This window comes from Paenibacillus sp. JZ16, assembly GCF_015326965.1.
In the GTDB taxonomy this organism is placed as follows: Bacteria; Bacillota; Bacilli; order Paenibacillales; family Paenibacillaceae; genus Paenibacillus_AQ.
Window position 1 is genome coordinate 3,211,404 of record NZ_CP017659.1, and the last position, 16,809, is coordinate 3,228,212.

The 16,809-nt window shown below is 52.2% G+C and carries 13 protein-coding genes; 6 read left to right on the top strand and 7 right to left on the bottom strand.

What is annotated here, in order from left to right; translation table 11 throughout:
• Positions 1-95: 95 nt before the first annotated feature.
• Positions 96-677, bottom strand: coding sequence for a TetR/AcrR family transcriptional regulator (locus BJP58_RS14560; protein ID WP_071222484.1), 582 nt, complete (start codon positions 675-677; stop codon positions 96-98).
• A 331-nt stretch (positions 678-1,008) separates the two neighbouring features.
• Between BJP58_RS14560 and BJP58_RS14565 the strand changes: the two genes are divergently transcribed.
• Positions 1,009-2,184 carry an MGDG synthase family glycosyltransferase gene (locus tag BJP58_RS14565; RefSeq protein ID WP_194544470.1) on the top strand — a complete coding sequence of 392 codons (1,176 nt, stop codon included), beginning with the start codon at positions 1,009-1,011 and terminating at the stop codon, positions 2,182-2,184.
• A 98-nt stretch (positions 2,185-2,282) separates the two neighbouring features.
• Here the strand turns inward: BJP58_RS14565 and BJP58_RS14570 are convergent, their stop codons facing one another.
• The 3 genes from BJP58_RS14570 to thpR form a co-directional block, all read right to left on the bottom strand.
• On the bottom strand, positions 2,283-2,966 hold the full coding sequence (locus BJP58_RS14570) for a metal-dependent hydrolase (RefSeq protein WP_194544471.1): 684 nt from the start codon (positions 2,964-2,966) through the stop codon (positions 2,283-2,285).
• A gap of 42 nt (positions 2,967-3,008) precedes the next feature.
• On the bottom strand, positions 3,009-3,905 hold the full coding sequence (locus BJP58_RS14575) for a cell wall hydrolase (RefSeq protein WP_194544472.1): 897 nt from the start codon (positions 3,903-3,905) through the stop codon (positions 3,009-3,011).
• 97 nt (positions 3,906-4,002) lie between these two features.
• Positions 4,003-4,584, bottom strand: coding sequence for an RNA 2',3'-cyclic phosphodiesterase (gene thpR, locus BJP58_RS14580; RefSeq protein WP_194544473.1), 582 nt, complete (start codon positions 4,582-4,584; stop codon positions 4,003-4,005).
• Between the two features lie 302 nt (positions 4,585-4,886).
• On the opposite strand from thpR, the gene BJP58_RS14585 reads away from it, so the two are divergent.
• Positions 4,887-5,840 (top strand): D-2-hydroxyacid dehydrogenase, encoded by a 954-nt coding sequence (locus BJP58_RS14585; RefSeq protein WP_194544474.1) that lies wholly within the window; start codon positions 4,887-4,889, stop codon positions 5,838-5,840.
• Positions 5,841-6,016: 176 nt separating this feature from the next.
• Positions 6,017-6,328, top strand: coding sequence for an MGMT family protein (locus BJP58_RS14590; protein ID WP_194544475.1), 312 nt, complete (start codon positions 6,017-6,019; stop codon positions 6,326-6,328).
• A gap of 13 nt (positions 6,329-6,341) precedes the next feature.
• On the opposite strand, the gene BJP58_RS14595 is transcribed toward BJP58_RS14590, so the two are convergent.
• The 3 genes from BJP58_RS14595 to BJP58_RS14605 form a co-directional block, all read right to left on the bottom strand.
• Positions 6,342-7,322 (bottom strand): TRM11 family methyltransferase, encoded by a 981-nt coding sequence (locus BJP58_RS14595; RefSeq protein WP_194544476.1) that lies wholly within the window; start codon positions 7,320-7,322, stop codon positions 6,342-6,344.
• Between the two features lie 19 nt (positions 7,323-7,341).
• A complete protein-coding gene (locus tag BJP58_RS14600) occupies positions 7,342-8,469 on the bottom strand; it encodes an MsnO8 family LLM class oxidoreductase (RefSeq protein ID WP_194544477.1) in 1,128 nt (375 codons plus the stop codon).
• Positions 8,470-8,579: 110 nt separating this feature from the next.
• Positions 8,580-9,995, bottom strand: coding sequence for a deoxyguanosinetriphosphate triphosphohydrolase family protein (locus BJP58_RS14605; RefSeq protein WP_071222477.1), 1,416 nt, complete (start codon positions 9,993-9,995; stop codon positions 8,580-8,582).
• A 427-nt stretch (positions 9,996-10,422) separates the two neighbouring features.
• On the opposite strand from BJP58_RS14605, the gene BJP58_RS14610 reads away from it, so the two are divergent.
• The 3 genes from BJP58_RS14610 to BJP58_RS33635 all read left to right on the top strand — a co-directional run bounded on the left by BJP58_RS14610 (position 10,423) and on the right by BJP58_RS33635 (position 16,704).
• Positions 10,423-11,742, top strand: coding sequence for a polysaccharide lyase family 7 protein (locus tag BJP58_RS14610; RefSeq protein ID WP_194544478.1), 1,320 nt, complete (start codon positions 10,423-10,425; stop codon positions 11,740-11,742).
• A gap of 97 nt (positions 11,743-11,839) precedes the next feature.
• Entirely contained in the window at positions 11,840-16,141 is a 4,302-nt protein-coding gene (locus BJP58_RS14615) for a CBM96 family carbohydrate-binding protein (protein ID WP_233355079.1), read from the top strand.
• A complete protein-coding gene (locus BJP58_RS33635) occupies positions 16,090-16,704 on the top strand; it encodes a hypothetical protein (protein WP_233355080.1) in 615 nt (204 codons plus the stop codon). The genes BJP58_RS14615 and BJP58_RS33635 overlap by 52 nt, the downstream gene beginning before the upstream one ends.
• Positions 16,705-16,809 lie beyond the last annotated feature (105 nt).

Here is a 16,809-nt window from a genome sequence, read left to right on the forward strand (position 1 = left end):
TTAGGCCAAAAAAAAACGATCCCTGGCAAGGAAGACGATCCCTCAAGCCTAGAGAGTCCGCCTTCCTCATCACGAAGGAGGTTCCTGTATCCTTCTTATGAAGTAGCCTTCAATCCGTCAGCCAAGAACACCATCATATATTCCTTGATCTGTTCCTTGCTCAGCGGCTTGTGAAGCTGATTGAAGTCCGTCGTGAGGGCAACGTACAGTTTCAGCATCACGAAGGATACCACTTGAGCATCCAGCGGCTTGAGCTCACCGATCGATATGGCCTGCTCCACAATTCCCTCGAGATATCCGACGATCCCGTTCTCCACCTTCGTCAACCCTTCATGCGCCTTCGGCGTGCCAATATCCCGTACCTCTTGCGATAGCTTAATGAACAGCTCATGCTCGCCTCGGAATTCAAGCAGCGCATCCAGCACCCGATACAGATTGTCGAAGAAATCTCTGTCCTTCCGGATCTCCCGCTCGGCAATACGCTTCATCTCCATAATGGCCGACAGCAAAATCTCGTCAAACAGCTCATCCTTATTCGTGAAAAACGTGTAGATCGTACCTTTCCCTACATTTGCAATCTTCGCCACCTGTTCCATCGTCGTCGCTTTATATCCGAACAAAGCAAACGACTTGGAGGCAGCATCCAGCACCTGCTTCCGACGGTCCACAGCTGACATGCTTACCCCTCCTTCTTGATCTTTTTAGATTGGCCTTTATTTCAAAACTGACCAAAATACCTTTTCGGTCATTCGGTCAAAAATCACTTTACCAGATAATCGGAGCCATTGCAATATCTTTTCGTTAAATTTTTTAATATTCTGAATGCAGGGTTCAAATTTTCTCATGACGTCTAATGTAAGGGTACGCTCGGACTCCCAGCCGTAAAATAATTGAAATGCTTTTCCCTTTTGCGCGTATACTTATGATGCATACTCTTTTTTTTCGCGCCGCTCTTCAAAAAATGATTCCTGTTTTGTAAGATAGAGGGAGAAAGAAGTAGGTGAAACCATGCGATATACAAGAGTGCTCCTCTTTTCCGAGGGTTTCGGCACAGGTCATACGCAAGCAGCGTATGCGCTGGCTGAAGGTATACAACGGATGAATCCCGGCATCCACTGCCGCGTCATTGAGCTTGGCAATTTTTTGAATCCAACCGTGGGGCCGTTAATCTTATCCGCTTATCGAAAAACCGTCAGCACCCGTCCGCGCCTTGTCGGCATGCTGTACCGTTCGCAATATAAGAAATCGCTAAACCGTTTGACGCGGCTCGCGCTGCACCGTATATTCTACGCGCAGGCTCAGCAGGTCATCGAGCAGCTGAAACCGGATCTTATCATATGTACCCACCCCTTCCCTAACGCCGTGGTCTCCCGCCTGAAGCGTCAGGGACTCGAGGTTCCGCTCTATACGCTGATTACCGACTATGATGCCCATGGCACCTGGGTCAATCCGGAAGTGGACGAATATCTCGTATCAACGCCTCATGTGAAACAAATGCTGCTGCGGCGGGACATTCAGCCCGAATTCGTTCATGTGACCGGCATTCCGGTGCATCCCAAGTTCTGGGAAAGGGGCAATCGAGAAGCGCTTCAAGCCGAGCTTCACTTAAAAAACATGCCAACCGTATTGATTATGGGGGGCGGTTGGGGTCTCGTATTCAACAAGGAGCTGCTCAGCAAGCTGGCCAGCAGGGCCGATGATATCCAGCTGGTCTTCTGTATGGGACAGAACGAGAAACTGGTTGCCAGCATGCGCGAGGACCCGATCTTTCAGCATCCCAACATTCATGTTCTCGGGTACCGCGAAGATATACATAACCTCATGGAAGTGTCGGATTTGCTCATTACCAAGCCAGGCGGGATGACGTGTACAGAGGGAGCCGCCAAGGGAATTCCCATGCTGTTCTATGAGCCTATCCCGGGACAAGAAGAAGTGAATTCCCATTTCTTTGTCAGCGAAGGTTATGCGGAAATTTTGGACTCTCCTTCCGTGATCGACAAATGGCTGAACCTGCTGTCCGATCATTATGATCAGGTGAGTACGAAACGTAATGGAGCCGGCCGGCGGCGCATACCGCATCTGGAGCCCGACCACTGCGCCAGCCAGGTGATGGAATTGCTGACCGAAGGGCGCATGCCCGATCATCGTGAGGAAGCCGTCAAACTGTTGGCGGACCAGCCCTAATATCTATAGCATGCTCTATAATTCCCGCTTTTGAACTATTACCCCAAAAAAGCTTCCCTGTCTTCGTGACAGGGAAGCTTTTTATATGAAAAATGCATCTAGATTTCCAGCGTTTCTCCAGCCTTCAATGGATGTCCCTGAATGCCTGTTTTGGCTAGTTCGTCGCAGAAGGCCCCAGCATCCTGTTTAATGCCCGGGAACGTGTCATAATGGACTGGGATTACATGCTTCGCACGAATCCACTGTGCGGCCAACAGGGCGTCCTGTGGGCCCATCGTCAATAAATCCCCAATCGGCAGCGCAGCTGCATCAATACGGTTCATCTCTCCGATCAGCCGCATATCGCCAAACAAACTCGTATCGCCCGCATGATAGAATGTTTTCCCGCCCATCGTCAGAATGACGCCACCAGGCTGCCCTGCATAGATCCAGGTGTCCCCTACCGAAATGGATGAAGAATGAAAGGCCGGGGTAAACTTCACCTTAAAGCCATCGAATTGCGCGCTTCCGCCGATGTTCATTCCATGGGATTTGGCACCCAGGCTGCCGCAATACACGGCGAGTTCATAGACTGCGATAATCGGGCAATCATTCTGCTTCGCTATCTCGATGCAGTCGCCAAAATGATCGGAGTGCCCATGCGTCAGCACAACCGCATCCACCTTGACGTCCTTGGGCTCAATGCCGGAGCCTGGATTCCCTGATAGCAGCGGGTCGATGATCACACGAACTCCGCCTTCTTCCACCAAAATGCTAGAATGGCCGTAATACGTAATATTCATGCTTAAACACACCTCCTACATCCTAGTTTACCCATATGGGCACTACTTGTAAAAAGAGTGATTTCCTATTTTTTTAACAAATGTTCTTGAATGATGCACCGTCAGGTCCTGAGCCAGCTTCAAAGACAGGAAGAAGTACGTATCGTCCTTTACCTCTTTTTGGCCGTGAAGTGCCGCATTCACGGATTTAATCGTCTCTTTGTTCGGCTTGACACGTTTAAGACGCCCGTTCGCTACAGGACTAAATTGGTGCTTTTGATAGATGACATCGGTAATCGTATCGGGAAAATTAGCGGACCGCAGCCGGTTTAAGACAACGTTAGCAACGGCTACTTTGCCTTCGTACGGTTCGCCTTCCGCCTCTGCCATGACAATCTTCTGGAGCAGAAGCAGTTCTTCAGCTGACAAATCATAGGTCCAGGTCGCTTTGGCTTTCTGATCCTGGGTTAACGTATTTGTTCTTGTGAAGAATAAAGTTGTGGGGGGTGATAAGCTTTCAGTCTGAGATTTGACGACATGCGTCCCCTTTTGTTTTGCCGGTTTCCCGTCCGCAGCCTGAGATTTCGATGGTTTCTTTTTCTCATCTGCAGCCTTCAATGCTTGTTGCGAGTTCCAATATCCGTTTTCAGCCAAACCTATGCCTTTTGACTTTGAAAAAGCATGACTCTTGCTCCCCGGCTTATTCCACTCTTGGAAAACAATTGAAGACAAAATATTGACAGGTTCCCTATCCTGTTTGGTACTCGCGTCTTTTACGGATAGATCAGGGTCATTTACAGGAGCCGGGGCAGCCGTCACGAACTTTGGCATATCCTGCTGCTGTTCTTCCCCTTCCGCCTTTGTCTGCATTCCAAGTAAACTTATAAGAGACAAACTCACAAAGAGCGCTCCGATGAGCAGCGCAACCCAGCGATTTTGCCGTAGCACTTTCATAACCATATTTTTCCTCCTATGATGTCGGCACATTCCTACACTATGTAACCACATTTTTAGGCGTTGAAAACATGGTAATTTTATGAACATTCTATTTTCAGTTTCAGAAAATGGTCGAAAGCCGCGCCACACCTACTGTTTCGTACATTGGAGTTGCATGCAAATTTGTTCGAAAAAGAACGAGCTGCTGCACTTCCCACTGGATGGGCTTGGGTCCTGTTCCGATAACATCCAATGAAAACTGTTGGTTTCCTTGAAACTTCCGGCCAACCGTAATATGCGGACGAAACGGTCGCTCCTCCGGCACAAATCCGAAAGCCTCCATCTTCGATACCACCGCTTGCTGAAGCTGAGACAGAGCATTCAAATCCCCGCCGATTCCCGCCCATAAAATTCTTGGCGAGGCGCTTGCCCCGAACACGCCGGCATCATAAAGGCCAAGCTTGAAGGGCTTATGCTCCTTAGCGACTTCCTGCAGCGCCGCTGTAATCTCCTCTATGCGATTTGACGGCGTATCGCCTAGAAACTGTAAGGTAATGTGGTAATCCTGCGGATGAACCCATTTTTTAAAAGTTACTTGCTCCCCCAATGTTTCCGTCCATTCCTGAATCCGGGACGACACCTCCGAAGGCAGATGTACGGCAACAAATAAACGATCCATAGCTCCCTCAGCCGAATGGCTCAACTAAGACACTTCCTTCCAATCTCTTTTATCCTAAGCAGCCGCTAGGCCACTATAAGCACCATGTTTTCTTGGTTCGTTTATAGTTTGAGCAATAATACCTGAAAATAGTATGAGGGGTACATCAAATTCGCCTAAAAATATGATGAAGCTTCAATTTACCATAAACCGGACAAAAATTCATGTACAAATTTTCCAATCGGGACAGTTCGTCCATGCGCAAAGTGATGATTTCTGATAATATGTTCCCAAAGAGTTTAACGCTTTTATTCTGGTTTATATCACATTCCTTAGGAGGTAGCACCATGCCGAAAATCGTTGCTATACACGACTTAACCTCGGAACAACAGCAGAAAATCAAGGATATCGCCCCCGACTACGAGCTGCTGGTTACGAAAGCGAAAGAGCTTACGCCAAGCATCGTTCAGGATGCCGAAATCATGATCGGCTGGTCACGCTTCGTACAGGAGGATGTATTGTCTGCGGACAGTAAACTGAAATGGATTCAAGCATGGTCAGCCGGTGTCGATAAAATGCCGCTCAAAGAGCTCGAAGAAAAGGGTATTCAGCTTACCAATGCCAGCGGCGTACATAGCGTACCGATCACGGAGCATATTTTCGCGATGATTCTGGCCTTCACGCGCAACCTTCATCTAGCAATTCGACAGCAATCGAACAGCAAATGGGATACGTCCGGCACGTTCACGGAATTGGCAGGTAAAACCATCGTCATCGTCGGCGTCGGCCAGATCGGCAGTCATACAGCGCGCGTGGCCCAGGCGTTCGGTATGCGGACCGTCGGTGTCCGTCATTCCGGCAAATCCGATCCTTATGTGGAAGCGATGTATAAGGTCGATCAGCTTGATGAAGCGCTGGCGAAAGGCGATTATATCGTGAACATCCTTCCGCTAACCGATGATACCCGTGGACTGTTCAATGAGGCAAGATTCTCGGCGATGAAGGACTCCGCCTTCTTCGTTAATGTGGGCCGGGGTCAAACCGTGGTAACGAATGACATGATTCAGGCACTTCAAGCCGGGTCATTGGCGGGTGCGGGACTGGATGTGTTCGAAGAAGAGCCGCTTCCGTCAGACCATCCGCTGTGGTCCATGGACAATGTCATCATGACACCGCATATGGCGGGCGATACGGATCGCTACGGCGAGCGTGCCGTGGATATTTTCCTGGAGAATTTGCAGAACTATGTAAGCGGTAAGCCCCTGTCGCGAAATGTAATCGACTATAGCAAGTCGTACTAAGACCAGGTAACAAGTTCTTAAGTACAGCTTTAATCCCGCTCACGAAGGAGCCGAGGATCTTGCAACAAACACCTCAAGATCCATACAACAAAAGGAACGTCCCAAGGTTTCCATACCTTTCGGGACGCCCCTTTTTATTTTTTAACTACATTTATACGCAATGGGAGAGAGAATCGATGCAGCCGTATACGGAACGTGTAATTGAAGTGATCCGGAGCATTCCGGAAGGATATGTCATGACGTATGGACAGGTGGCCAGACTGGCCGGCAGCCCAAGGGGCGCACGACAAGTCGTCAGAATACTTCACACCCTCAGTCACATTCACAAGCTGCCGTGGCATCGGGTCGTCAACGCAAAAGGAGAAATCGCCATCAAGGACGATGAATCCAGACTCATGCAGGAGCTGTACCTCCAAGGCGAAGGCGTTACCGTCAATTCCAAAGGCATCATCGATTTAGTGAAATATCGTTATGACCCTGGGCAATAGGTAGCAAGCCCCATTATTCGCACAACCAGATATCCCTCACAAAACTCCCCTTGCGGGTCGTGCAATGACGCAGGACCTTCCAGCCCGTGCTCATCAGCAACTCGTATAATGGCTCTGTGCTGACGATGACAGCTCGATCTGACAACCGGCGTAAGCTTTGCAGCATCTGCAGCTTCTCTTCCTCCGGGAAAACAGAACACAGATTATACGGCAGGTCCAGGATCGCGGCATCATAATACCCTTGCAATGTATTCATATCCTGAATGGCAACTTTGTTGTCATCATAACCGTAGTGCCTCAGATTCACCCTCGCTCCCCGAATGGCAAGCGGATTGATGTCACGCCCCTCAGCCGCGATACCCATCGAGAACGCCTCAATTAATACATTCCCCATACCGCAGCAGGGATCCAGAAGCGTTACTTCGCTTAATCGAGGAACTGCCAGGTTGACCAGTGCCCTCGCGATGCGCGAGCTTAGGCCTGTGGAATAATTCTGCGGCTTCTGTTTATGCTTCAGCCATGCGCGTTCAGGTTCATGAAGAAGTCCCAATCTCCAGATGCCGCCTGTTGATATCATACCGAGCGTGACATCCGGGGCTTTCATCTGTGCAATTCCTGTAATTTGGCGGCCTACCACCCGCTCATACCCGCGTGATTGTTCATAACTGAACCGATCTCCCGCCTTGAGACAGACGACTTTGAAGCTTGCGTTGTTAAGATGAATGCGGTCTGCTTGCTCAGCCATTTCTTCGATGGATTCTCCGGTCATCCTGACGTCGATACAGGCTGATAAGAACGGGCTCCGATCCGGATCAACCCATAACTCGCTTTCCAGCCAATCCTCACCGTCAGGCTCATGACCGAACAGCTCCGTCAGCTCCATCAAGCACAGCTCACGCTCCGTTTCATGACAGGCATACGTATACAGATAAGGGGACTTATCGCTTATGAAGGATGGACCAAAAGTAATGTCATAATCGTTTGAATGCATCATTTATTTCGTCTCTCTTCTATTATATATGTGCAGCAGTTGACTGTTGCTCCATTAACAGCCGATAGGATTCCAGCCGTGCATTGTAATCACTTACCGGCGTGACGATCAGGAACTCGTCACACCGATACTGCTCTGCCATATGCTGCAGTCTGTTTCGCACACTTGCAGGCGTGCCGATGATTAGCCGCTGGGATGGGCCTGACGAATCGGAACCAGACGGGGCCGGATCTCCGGATTCTGACGCTGAATTGCCTTGAGGATCCCCGTCATGGATCGTGGCTGCTGTTCTGCCACTGGAATGTGTATCGCCGCCGCCCCCACCAACTTCTGCTTGTCCGATCGCAGCCAAGACTGTGCTTTGTTCATGATCGGCCGTTTCCTTACGGCCCGTCGGTACGCTGCCCTGCCCTGGTCGGGGTATCTCCGCGGCAAGCTTCTGCGCCTGTTCCTCCGTCGCCGCGCATACCACGCTTACCGCCACCATGGTGCGCGGTTCTTGCAGAAAAGCGTTTGGTCGATAGGCTTCCCTGTAAGATTGGAGAACTTCCGCCCCGTCCGTATCGCTCATAAACTGGCCGAATACATAGCCCGTACCGAATTCAGCCGCATAACCCGCACTCTTCGTATTCGTGCCGAGCATCCACATTACGGGCGGGGTTGCGGGCACCGGCTTCGCAGCCACTGGCACGTCTTCGTAGCGATACCGATCCTCCAGCAGTTCGGTTAATGCCCGAATCCGCTGCGGCAAATCCGCCACATGACCCAGGAAATTTCCGCTGAGCGCCTTGCTCGTATGCGCCGAACCTCCCGGCGCCCGCCCAATCCCGAGATCGATGCGTCCGGGATACAGCGCTGCAAGCATGCGGAAATTCTCCGCAACCTTCAGCGGGCTGTAGTGGGGCAGCAGCACGGCCCCGGAGCCGAGCCGAATGCGCTTTGTCCTAGCGCCGATATGGGATAGCAAAATCTCGGGCGATGCACAGGACAGATGCTCCAGATCATGGTGCTCTGCCGCCCAGTAGCGCCCGTAGCCCCATGCTTCCGCATTCTGAGCCAATATCACCGCTTGCTGCAAGGCTTCTTCGAACGTACTCTCTCCAAAACGCGGAACCAGATCAAGCACGCTCAGCTTCAATTGGTTATTCATGCAATCCCCCTTTCCGTCAGCATTTCAACTTCCTATAGAATAAAATGCATGCTCATTAGCAGGTGGTAGCTGATCCATTATCAACGCAACCACACACCTGCTCGCCGCTGTTAATCCAAATCGTAGATCGAGCCTACCTTGAGGCCATACAGCTCGTTGTAGATTTTTTCGGCAAAAGCGTCCGTCATGCCCGCGATATAATCAATCACCATATGCTCCCATGTCCAGATCGGCTGCGCCCGCTTCTGGTCCGCTTCATAGCGCTGAAGCCAGTCGGAAGGAATGATCGCCGTAGAGGCAACAGGATCGAGAAAAGCATCCCACAGGCGCTTGATGATCCATTCGCTGCGCTTCTGCAGGCGCTGCACCCGCAGGTCGCGAATCATGGTCACCCAGGCAAAACTCTTCAGGACGCTAACCGTACGCAGCATATCCTCGTCTTCCACGCCGTCTTTGACAAACGTCACCTTTTTCCAATCCCCGTTCGTAATCACGCCCAAGCTGCCTACAAACAGGCTGACCCAGTAGGCCTTGACCTCCCGTCGGGTACGGGAATAGTCATTCTCGCAGGTCGGCATTTTCTCGTTCCAAATTTTCAGAAACTCGTCCAGCACCAAATCCACTTTCGGTTGGATCTGCTCCTTGGTCCATCCCTTCCATACCTCGTCTTCCAGCGTCATGATCTTCTGCACGATCAGTTTGTTCAAGTGACTGTCCCGCAAAAAGTGTTCATGCACCTCGATCTTCCCGGCTTTGATGCCATCTTCCAGATCATGCGCGGAATAGGCGATGTCATCGCAAAGATCCATCAGCTGCGCTTCGAGCGTTCGATGCGTGCCGGGAATTTGCCACTCCTTCCGGATATGGGAGATGTATTCCCATTCATGCCGGTACATCCCCTTGTGATTATCCAACCCGGAGAACGGATATTTATTGATGCCAAGCAGCACTGCATCGGACAGATTGAGTCCGTTGACGTTCTCTCTTTTCTCCAAAAACATGATCAGCCGAAAATTGTGCGCATTCCCTTCAAAATGCTCATATTTACGCCGCATCGCTTGTTGTACCTCAGCTGCCTGCTCCGGCGTCGGCGTGCCCGGCTGACGTGTCAGCTCCTTCTCGGTCCTCCGGTCGATATGCTTCTCCAAAATGCCCTGCAGCACCTCTTCGCCCTTATGACCGAATGGGGGATGCCCAAAATCATGCGCGATCGCCGCGCATTCCACCACCTCGGGGTCTATCATCAGCCCGGCGTTCTCCGCCTGTTCCGGCATCACTTCAGGGTAATTGCGGGTCAGGCTTCGCGCTGCTTCACGCGCAATCTGTGCAACCTCAAGCGAATGCGTTAAGCGCGTCCGGTAATAATCGCCGGTGCCGGCACCGAATACCTGTGATTTTCCTTGCAACCGGCGGAACGTCGGCGAATGGATCAGGCGCGAATAATCCCGCTCGTAAACCGCACGCGAAGCATCCGACTTCGTTTGCTCCGGATATTGGCGATGCTCTCTAAGCTCCTTCAGTGTCATTTATCCCACTCCTGTTTTATCTGTATAGGGTCGATTCGGAATCGTTCGTTCTTTAGATTATATGCCATCCGGCAGCTGAAAGAAAAATATGATTCCCAAGTAAACCCGTTCCTCCTTGTATACCCGAATTGTCACATCGGCTATCCGCTAGGCACGATATTCCCGTCAAGGTGGTAGATGGAGTAAATCATTAAAAAGATTCTTTGCAATCTCCACTACGCTATTTCGCACCCTCAGGAGGCAGAAGCATCAATAATTCCTCCATTATGCAAAAACGCCAAGCGCTTATAGGATTAACACAAGACCTGTGCGCACATTCTTGCTACGTTGATAGGTAAGCGCTGTCATTCGCTTGTTGAAGCGCAAACCGGAAAGGAGGGAAATGATATTTCATAAGGGTTTTCACCATTATACGGGAGGGATTGCTGTGAAACGAAGGCATGCTTTTTCGAAAAAACTAACGTTCTGCCTGCTCAGTGCAGCCATACTGTTTGCTCCTCTGTTTGAAGGACACGGATTGGCCGCCGGAGAGAGCCAATACTCGGCTTCCGCAACGGCAAGCAGCTACGACTCTCGCTGTGCTTGCAATGCTACGAAAGCGGTGGACGGCAGTCTTAGCACACGCTGGTCCGGCGAAGGCGACGGCACTTGGCTGAGGCTGGATCTAGGATCTGTCAACCCGGTTTCAATGGTTAAAATCGCGTTTTACAACGGAGATTCGCGAACCTTCACCTTCGATATTCAAACCTCAACCGATGGCTCCAACTGGATTCAAGCACGGAACGCTGTCACTAGCGCTCAAAACAACCAGCTGCAATCCTTCTCCATCCCCGTCGCGGAAGCCCGGTATGTACGCATTGTGGGCTACGGCAACACCTCAAATGACTGGAACAGTTATACGGAGGTCGAAATATGGGGAGGCACTGCGGATGGAGGAGGCGGAACCCTTGACCCGGCTAAACCCCCTTCGGGCAATTTTGACCTAACCAAGTGGAAAATCACCCTGCCCGACGCGTCCGAGATCCAGGCCGGATCACTCGCCAGCGGGTATGTGCATCCGAATTGGTTCTATACCGATCCCGTCACCGGCGGCATGGTATTTACATCGCCTAATATCGGTGAGACCACCACGAACAGCACCTACACCCGCTCCGAGCTTCGTGAAATGTTGAATCCGTCGACGAACAGCGCCTCCTCATGGGCCAACAACTGGGTAACCTCTACTTCCTCCCCATCCATAAAATCTCAGGCAGGCGGCGTGGACGGAACGATGAATGCTACCTTAAGGGTGGATCATGTCTCCGTCAGCGGGAATGAAGCCGATAAAATCGGCCGCGTCGTGGTCGGGCAAATCCATGGCCCAAGCACCGAACCGATACGGCTCTATTACCACAAGCGTCCTTCGGACAGCAAGGGTGCCGTTTATTTTGGAACCGATGACCTGGACAACAGCAACACCTGGGTGAACATTCTCGGCGGACCGAACCAGCTAAATCCTGCAAACGGCATTGCCCTTGGCCAGAAATGGAGCTATGAAATCAAGGTGACCGGGCTTCTTATGACAGTGAAAATAACCCCTGAGGGCGAATCGGCCACCACGGTGACGCATACCCTCCCTAGCGGTTATAACGATAAGTATCTGTACTTCAAAGCCGGCGTCTACAACCAAAACAAATCGGATACCTCCCCTGATCAATCCGATCATGTCAAAGCCACTTTCTTCTCTCTAACGCACGTGCACCCCTAACATCCACTAGCCTAATTCCATCTCAGAGCAGTCAAACGACGGCTTCCCGGTTTCTTAAACGAACTTCATGCACCCATATTGAAAAGCGAGGGATGATATGTTGAAAAAGCAACTTAACCGGATCTCATGCCTGATCCTCTGCCTTTTGGTCGTAATGAGCGTCATGGTTTCACCAGCGCAGCTTATGGCCGTATCGGCACAACCTGCGGCAGAGGTTGATCTTGCGGATGAATCTTTTGCATCGAATTCCGATCCCCTGCCGGAACCAGAAGGGCCGGATATTCTCTTCTTCTCCGATAATTTTGATTCGGAGCGCTACGGAACCGCGGGTGGTGTCGTCGTTCCCCTGCCCTGGGTTCAGACCGGAGAAGGCGGAAGCAAAGCCAAAACTTCCGTATCCAGCAGCGCGCCGTCCACGCCAAACCTTATGAAGATCGATGTAACCGACTCGGTCTATCTGCCTGTCAATACGACGGGGTATGGCAACATCAAGTTAAGCTATTATACAAGAGCTTCATCCTATGTCAGCGGAAGCATTGTGGCCGAGTGGTCCGGTGACGGCGGAGCGACCTGGAGCACGCTGGAGGAGTTTAAACTGGCCCCGGGAACGCCCGAAGCGCCGCGCAGCGAATCCAACACGCTGAAAACCTGGATGCTGCCTCCGGAAGCCAACAGTAACCCAAATGTACGAATCCAGTTCCGGGTAGGTGATCCGATGAACGCGAATATGTACATCGACAGCGTCTCGCTGTCGGGCCAGGCCATCCCCGGCATTCCGCCTGCGGTCGATCCCGTGCCTGAACCCCCGCCGACCGAAACCGGCCCATACCCTGCTCCGGAAGGCGTAACCCTTTATGAGGACGTTTTGATCGGCAAAGCCGGCGACCGGGACCTCTATACGTCCATCGCTGTTCCGAGCACGCCGCCAGCCAAGCCTATGCCGGTCATGATCTACATTCACGGCGGAGGTTGGAATAAAGGCGACCGCAAAAACGCCCTCGGCAGCATCTGCAACTATGTCCTTAAACGCGGGTACATCGGCGTATCCTTAAGCTACCGCCTAACCCCCGAAGCGCCTTACCCGGCCCAAATTCAAGACGTGAAGCTGGCTATCCGGTATTTGCGCGCCCATGCCGAGCAGTACCACATCGATCCGAGTCGCATCGGCGTTTGGGGAACTTCGGCGGGAGGGCATCTCGCTTCCCTCCTGGGAACGACCGGAGACCTGACCAAGGAGGATACGGTTACGCTGGATACCGGAGATACGGTTCATCTGCCCGATATCGAAGGCGCAGGAGGCTGGCCGGAATACTCCACCAAGGTGCAGGCTGTGGTGGACTGGTACGGACCAGCCGATTTCACGACCGATTTTGCCGACCGCTACAGCTCGGTCACAAAGCTGCTCGGCGGGCATAACGCCCTGTCCGTTCCGATTGAAGCACGGCTTGCCATGCCGGGAACGTATGCCACTCCTGATGATCCGCCGTTCTGGATCCGCCATGGAGATGCGGATGCCACCATTCCCTACACGGACAGTGTCACATTCGCAGATCAGTTGACGGCCGCCGGAGTGCCGGTTGTGGATTTTGAGATCGTGCCCAGCCAGGGCCACGGTTTTACCGGAGAAGCCAAGGCAATCGCGGATGCCGAAGCTTGGTCCTTCATGGATCAGCACGTAAAAAATTTGGACGTAACGACACCGATCCTCTACAAGGACGGCTACACGCCGCCTGATCCAACGAATCCTACAAATCCAACCAATCCGACGGACCCGACCGAACCTACAGATCCCGATCCCTCTCCGGGCGTTCCCGTTGAGGTTGGCCGTTTGGGCCCTACAGACGATGCTCTGATCGACAGCTCCAAACCTGATACAAATATCAACTCGGCTACAGGCACAAGTTTCGGACTTCTCAGCGTTTCATCCGGTACAACCAACAAAAAAGTTGTCTATTTCAAATTCGATGCTTCCACCCTGAGCGATCCGGAATACCGCTACGAATTTCAGGTCGCTGCAAAAAAAGGCACCAGCAACACGGATCTAGAACTCTCCCTTTATGGAATCGAGGACACGGCTTGGAGCGAAAACGATCTTACCTGGAACAATGCGCCCGTGAACAGCCTCGATCCGACCGCTTATGTTGGATCGTTTACGGTAAAGGCCGAGAATAGCGGGCGTCCGGAGGTGTACAGCGTCGATGTGACGGACTATGTCCGCAGTCGTCTTGCGAATGGCAGCGTATCTTTTCTCCTTGCGGATGCGGCCCATACCGGTGTCAGCGTCAATATCTATACCAAGGAAGCCAACGGCTCCAGCAATCCAAGGCCTGTGTTGGTCGTAAGCGAGTTGGTGGATTCCAGTCAGGATACGACGCCGCCGTCCTGGCCGGACGGAAGCCGTCTGTCCGTCAGCAGTATCGGCGAAGATTATGTGCACCTGGCATGGCCTTCGGCGGAAGACAACAAGTTGGTTGCGAAGTATAACGTTTATCAAAACGATGTCAAAGTAACGGAGTTGGGCACCGACATCACCCGCTATGAAACGGAAGGACTGTCTCCGCACACGGAGTACAGCTATAAGGTCGAGGCCGTGGATGCCGCCGGAAACGTCAGTCCGGTTCCGCTAACGTCATCAGTTACGACGCTTAGTGCTCCCTTAGCGCCTTGGCCTGTGGCCTCCGTCACGGCAAGCGGCAGCGACGGCAACATCGAGGATAATACCCTGGACCAGAATTTGTACACCCGCTGGTCTGCCGCCGGCGACGGTCCGTGGATCATGTACGATCTCGGCGAGGCCCGGGACATCGGTTACCTGGGCATTGCCTTCTATAAAGGGGACGTTCGCGCTACGGAGATCGATATCGAAATCTCAGATGACGGCGTGACCTGGTCTCCCCTTTTCAACGGTTCGAGCAGCGGAACCACCACCGCGATGCAGCCTTTTAACGTTCCGGACACGAGTGCACGTTACGTGAAGCTGACCGGGCGCGGAAATTCGGACGGCAGTGCCTATACGAGCCTGACGGAGGTCCATATCTATCCGCCTTTCGCTAACGGGGATACGCCCGTGGCGATCATTCCGGATTTTGTGCCGCAGCCGCCGGAGGGTACCGTTCCTTTTACCGCTCCAGGGATGAAAAATGCGGACGGCAGCGACCATCCGGTGCATCAGGCTTTTGTTGCTACCGGAAGGACGTTGAATGTGGTCGATTACGGGGCTGATCCTGCAGACGGCGGTTCGGACGATCGACCGGCAATTCAACGAGCAATAGATGAAGCAGTCCCGGGAGATGAGGTGTTTTTCCCGAACGGCGTGTATAACTTAAACAGCGCTCCCGATGGCCTGACCAATCTGATACTGAAATCGGAGGTCAATTTACGGGGGGAAAGCCAGAACGGCGCGATCCTCAAGACCTCGCTGAACAAGGTCCGGAACAGCACGATGCTGAGATCCGTCAAGCAGCATGATCTGACCATCTCCAACCTGACGCTGACTTCCGCTTGGGAAGGTCAATATACGACCGATCACAGAATCAACAACCCGGATGCCGGCGGTCCGGACATGATGATCATTGCCGCTAATTATGGCGAGACGCCATCGTACAACATCACGATCGACGGCGTAACGATCGAAAAATTCAGCCGCATGGGCGTCCGCATCGAGAACAGCCATGATATCGTTGTCCGAAACACCACGTTCCGAAATGCTACGGACCTTGGACCGGGCGGTGCCGGGTACGGCGTATCCATTCAGGGCGTGCCGAAGGTCGACCGCAATGGGTTTGCTAATGATACCAGGTGGAATCTGGTCGAGGACTCTTCCTTCGAGGGGCCTTATCTGCGTCACGGCGCGCTCATACAGTATGTGGCCCATAACAACGTGATCCGGCGCAATGAATTCAACCAAGTCCGGTTAGATGCGATTGATCTGCATGGGGAACTGGAGTATTTTAACGAGATTCATAATAACCTGATCACCGACATGCCGTATGGCGGCGGCATCGGCATCGGAAATACCGGGGGAACCGCACCGACCAATCACAGCAAATCCGGCCCGCAAAACTATATCCACGACAACACGATCCGCAATGCGCGGGAAGGCATCGTCGTATCAATGGGATCGCCGGATACCATTATTGAGAACAACCGGATCGAGAATACCGTCGACATTCCGGACGCCTCCGGTATCAACATTTTGAACGGGCCGGGCACAATCATCAAGGGCAACACAATCCGCCAGAACACCTCCGAGCATTATTGGGGCATCCTGCTTGAGCACGACAACGGGGAATCGGCGAGAACTTTACGGCAGCTCCTGGCGTCACGTATAGCGATCTCACCGTGGGTTTGGAGTACAGTACGACCGCCCCCACAAATGGAGACGTTATTGCAGCCTTAGTCTCGAATAGTCCAATTACCGTCATCAATAACGGTGGATCTCCAACTTACAAATTTACCGAGAATGGTTCATTTACCTTCGAATATGAGGATGCAGACGGCAACCAAGGTACGATAACGGCAACCGTATCGAACATCGATAAAGTCGCCCCGGTACTGAAGGTTACACTATCTCCATCATTGCTGAAATCGCCAAACCGCAAAATGGTCGATATTCACGCTGACCTGGAATCTAGCGATGAAGGCTCTGGCGTTGCATCAGTCGTGCTTACCTCTATTACCGTGGAGAGTGCGGGCGGCAAGGGGCATAGCAAAGATATCCAGGAGAATTTGAACGGGAGAGATAAGGAAACCGGTAAAAGTGAAAGCAAAAACAATCGAGGCGATGGTGGCGACCGGGGACCGGATATACAAGATGCCGAGTTCGGTACCTATTATACCCATTTCCGGCTGCGGGCCGAGAAATCGGAGCGTGGCCAAAGCCGAATCTACACCGTGACTTATACCGTGACGGACCATGTGGGGAATCAAGCGCAGGCAGCAGGGACGGTGAAGGTGAAGTGAGCTGAGTTGTATGTTAAGGAACTCACGAGGAGGAGCATGTTATTCTACGTTTACGTAGTGAATTATTATTAAGGTGAATGCACGGACAGGAATTCATCGAACAGT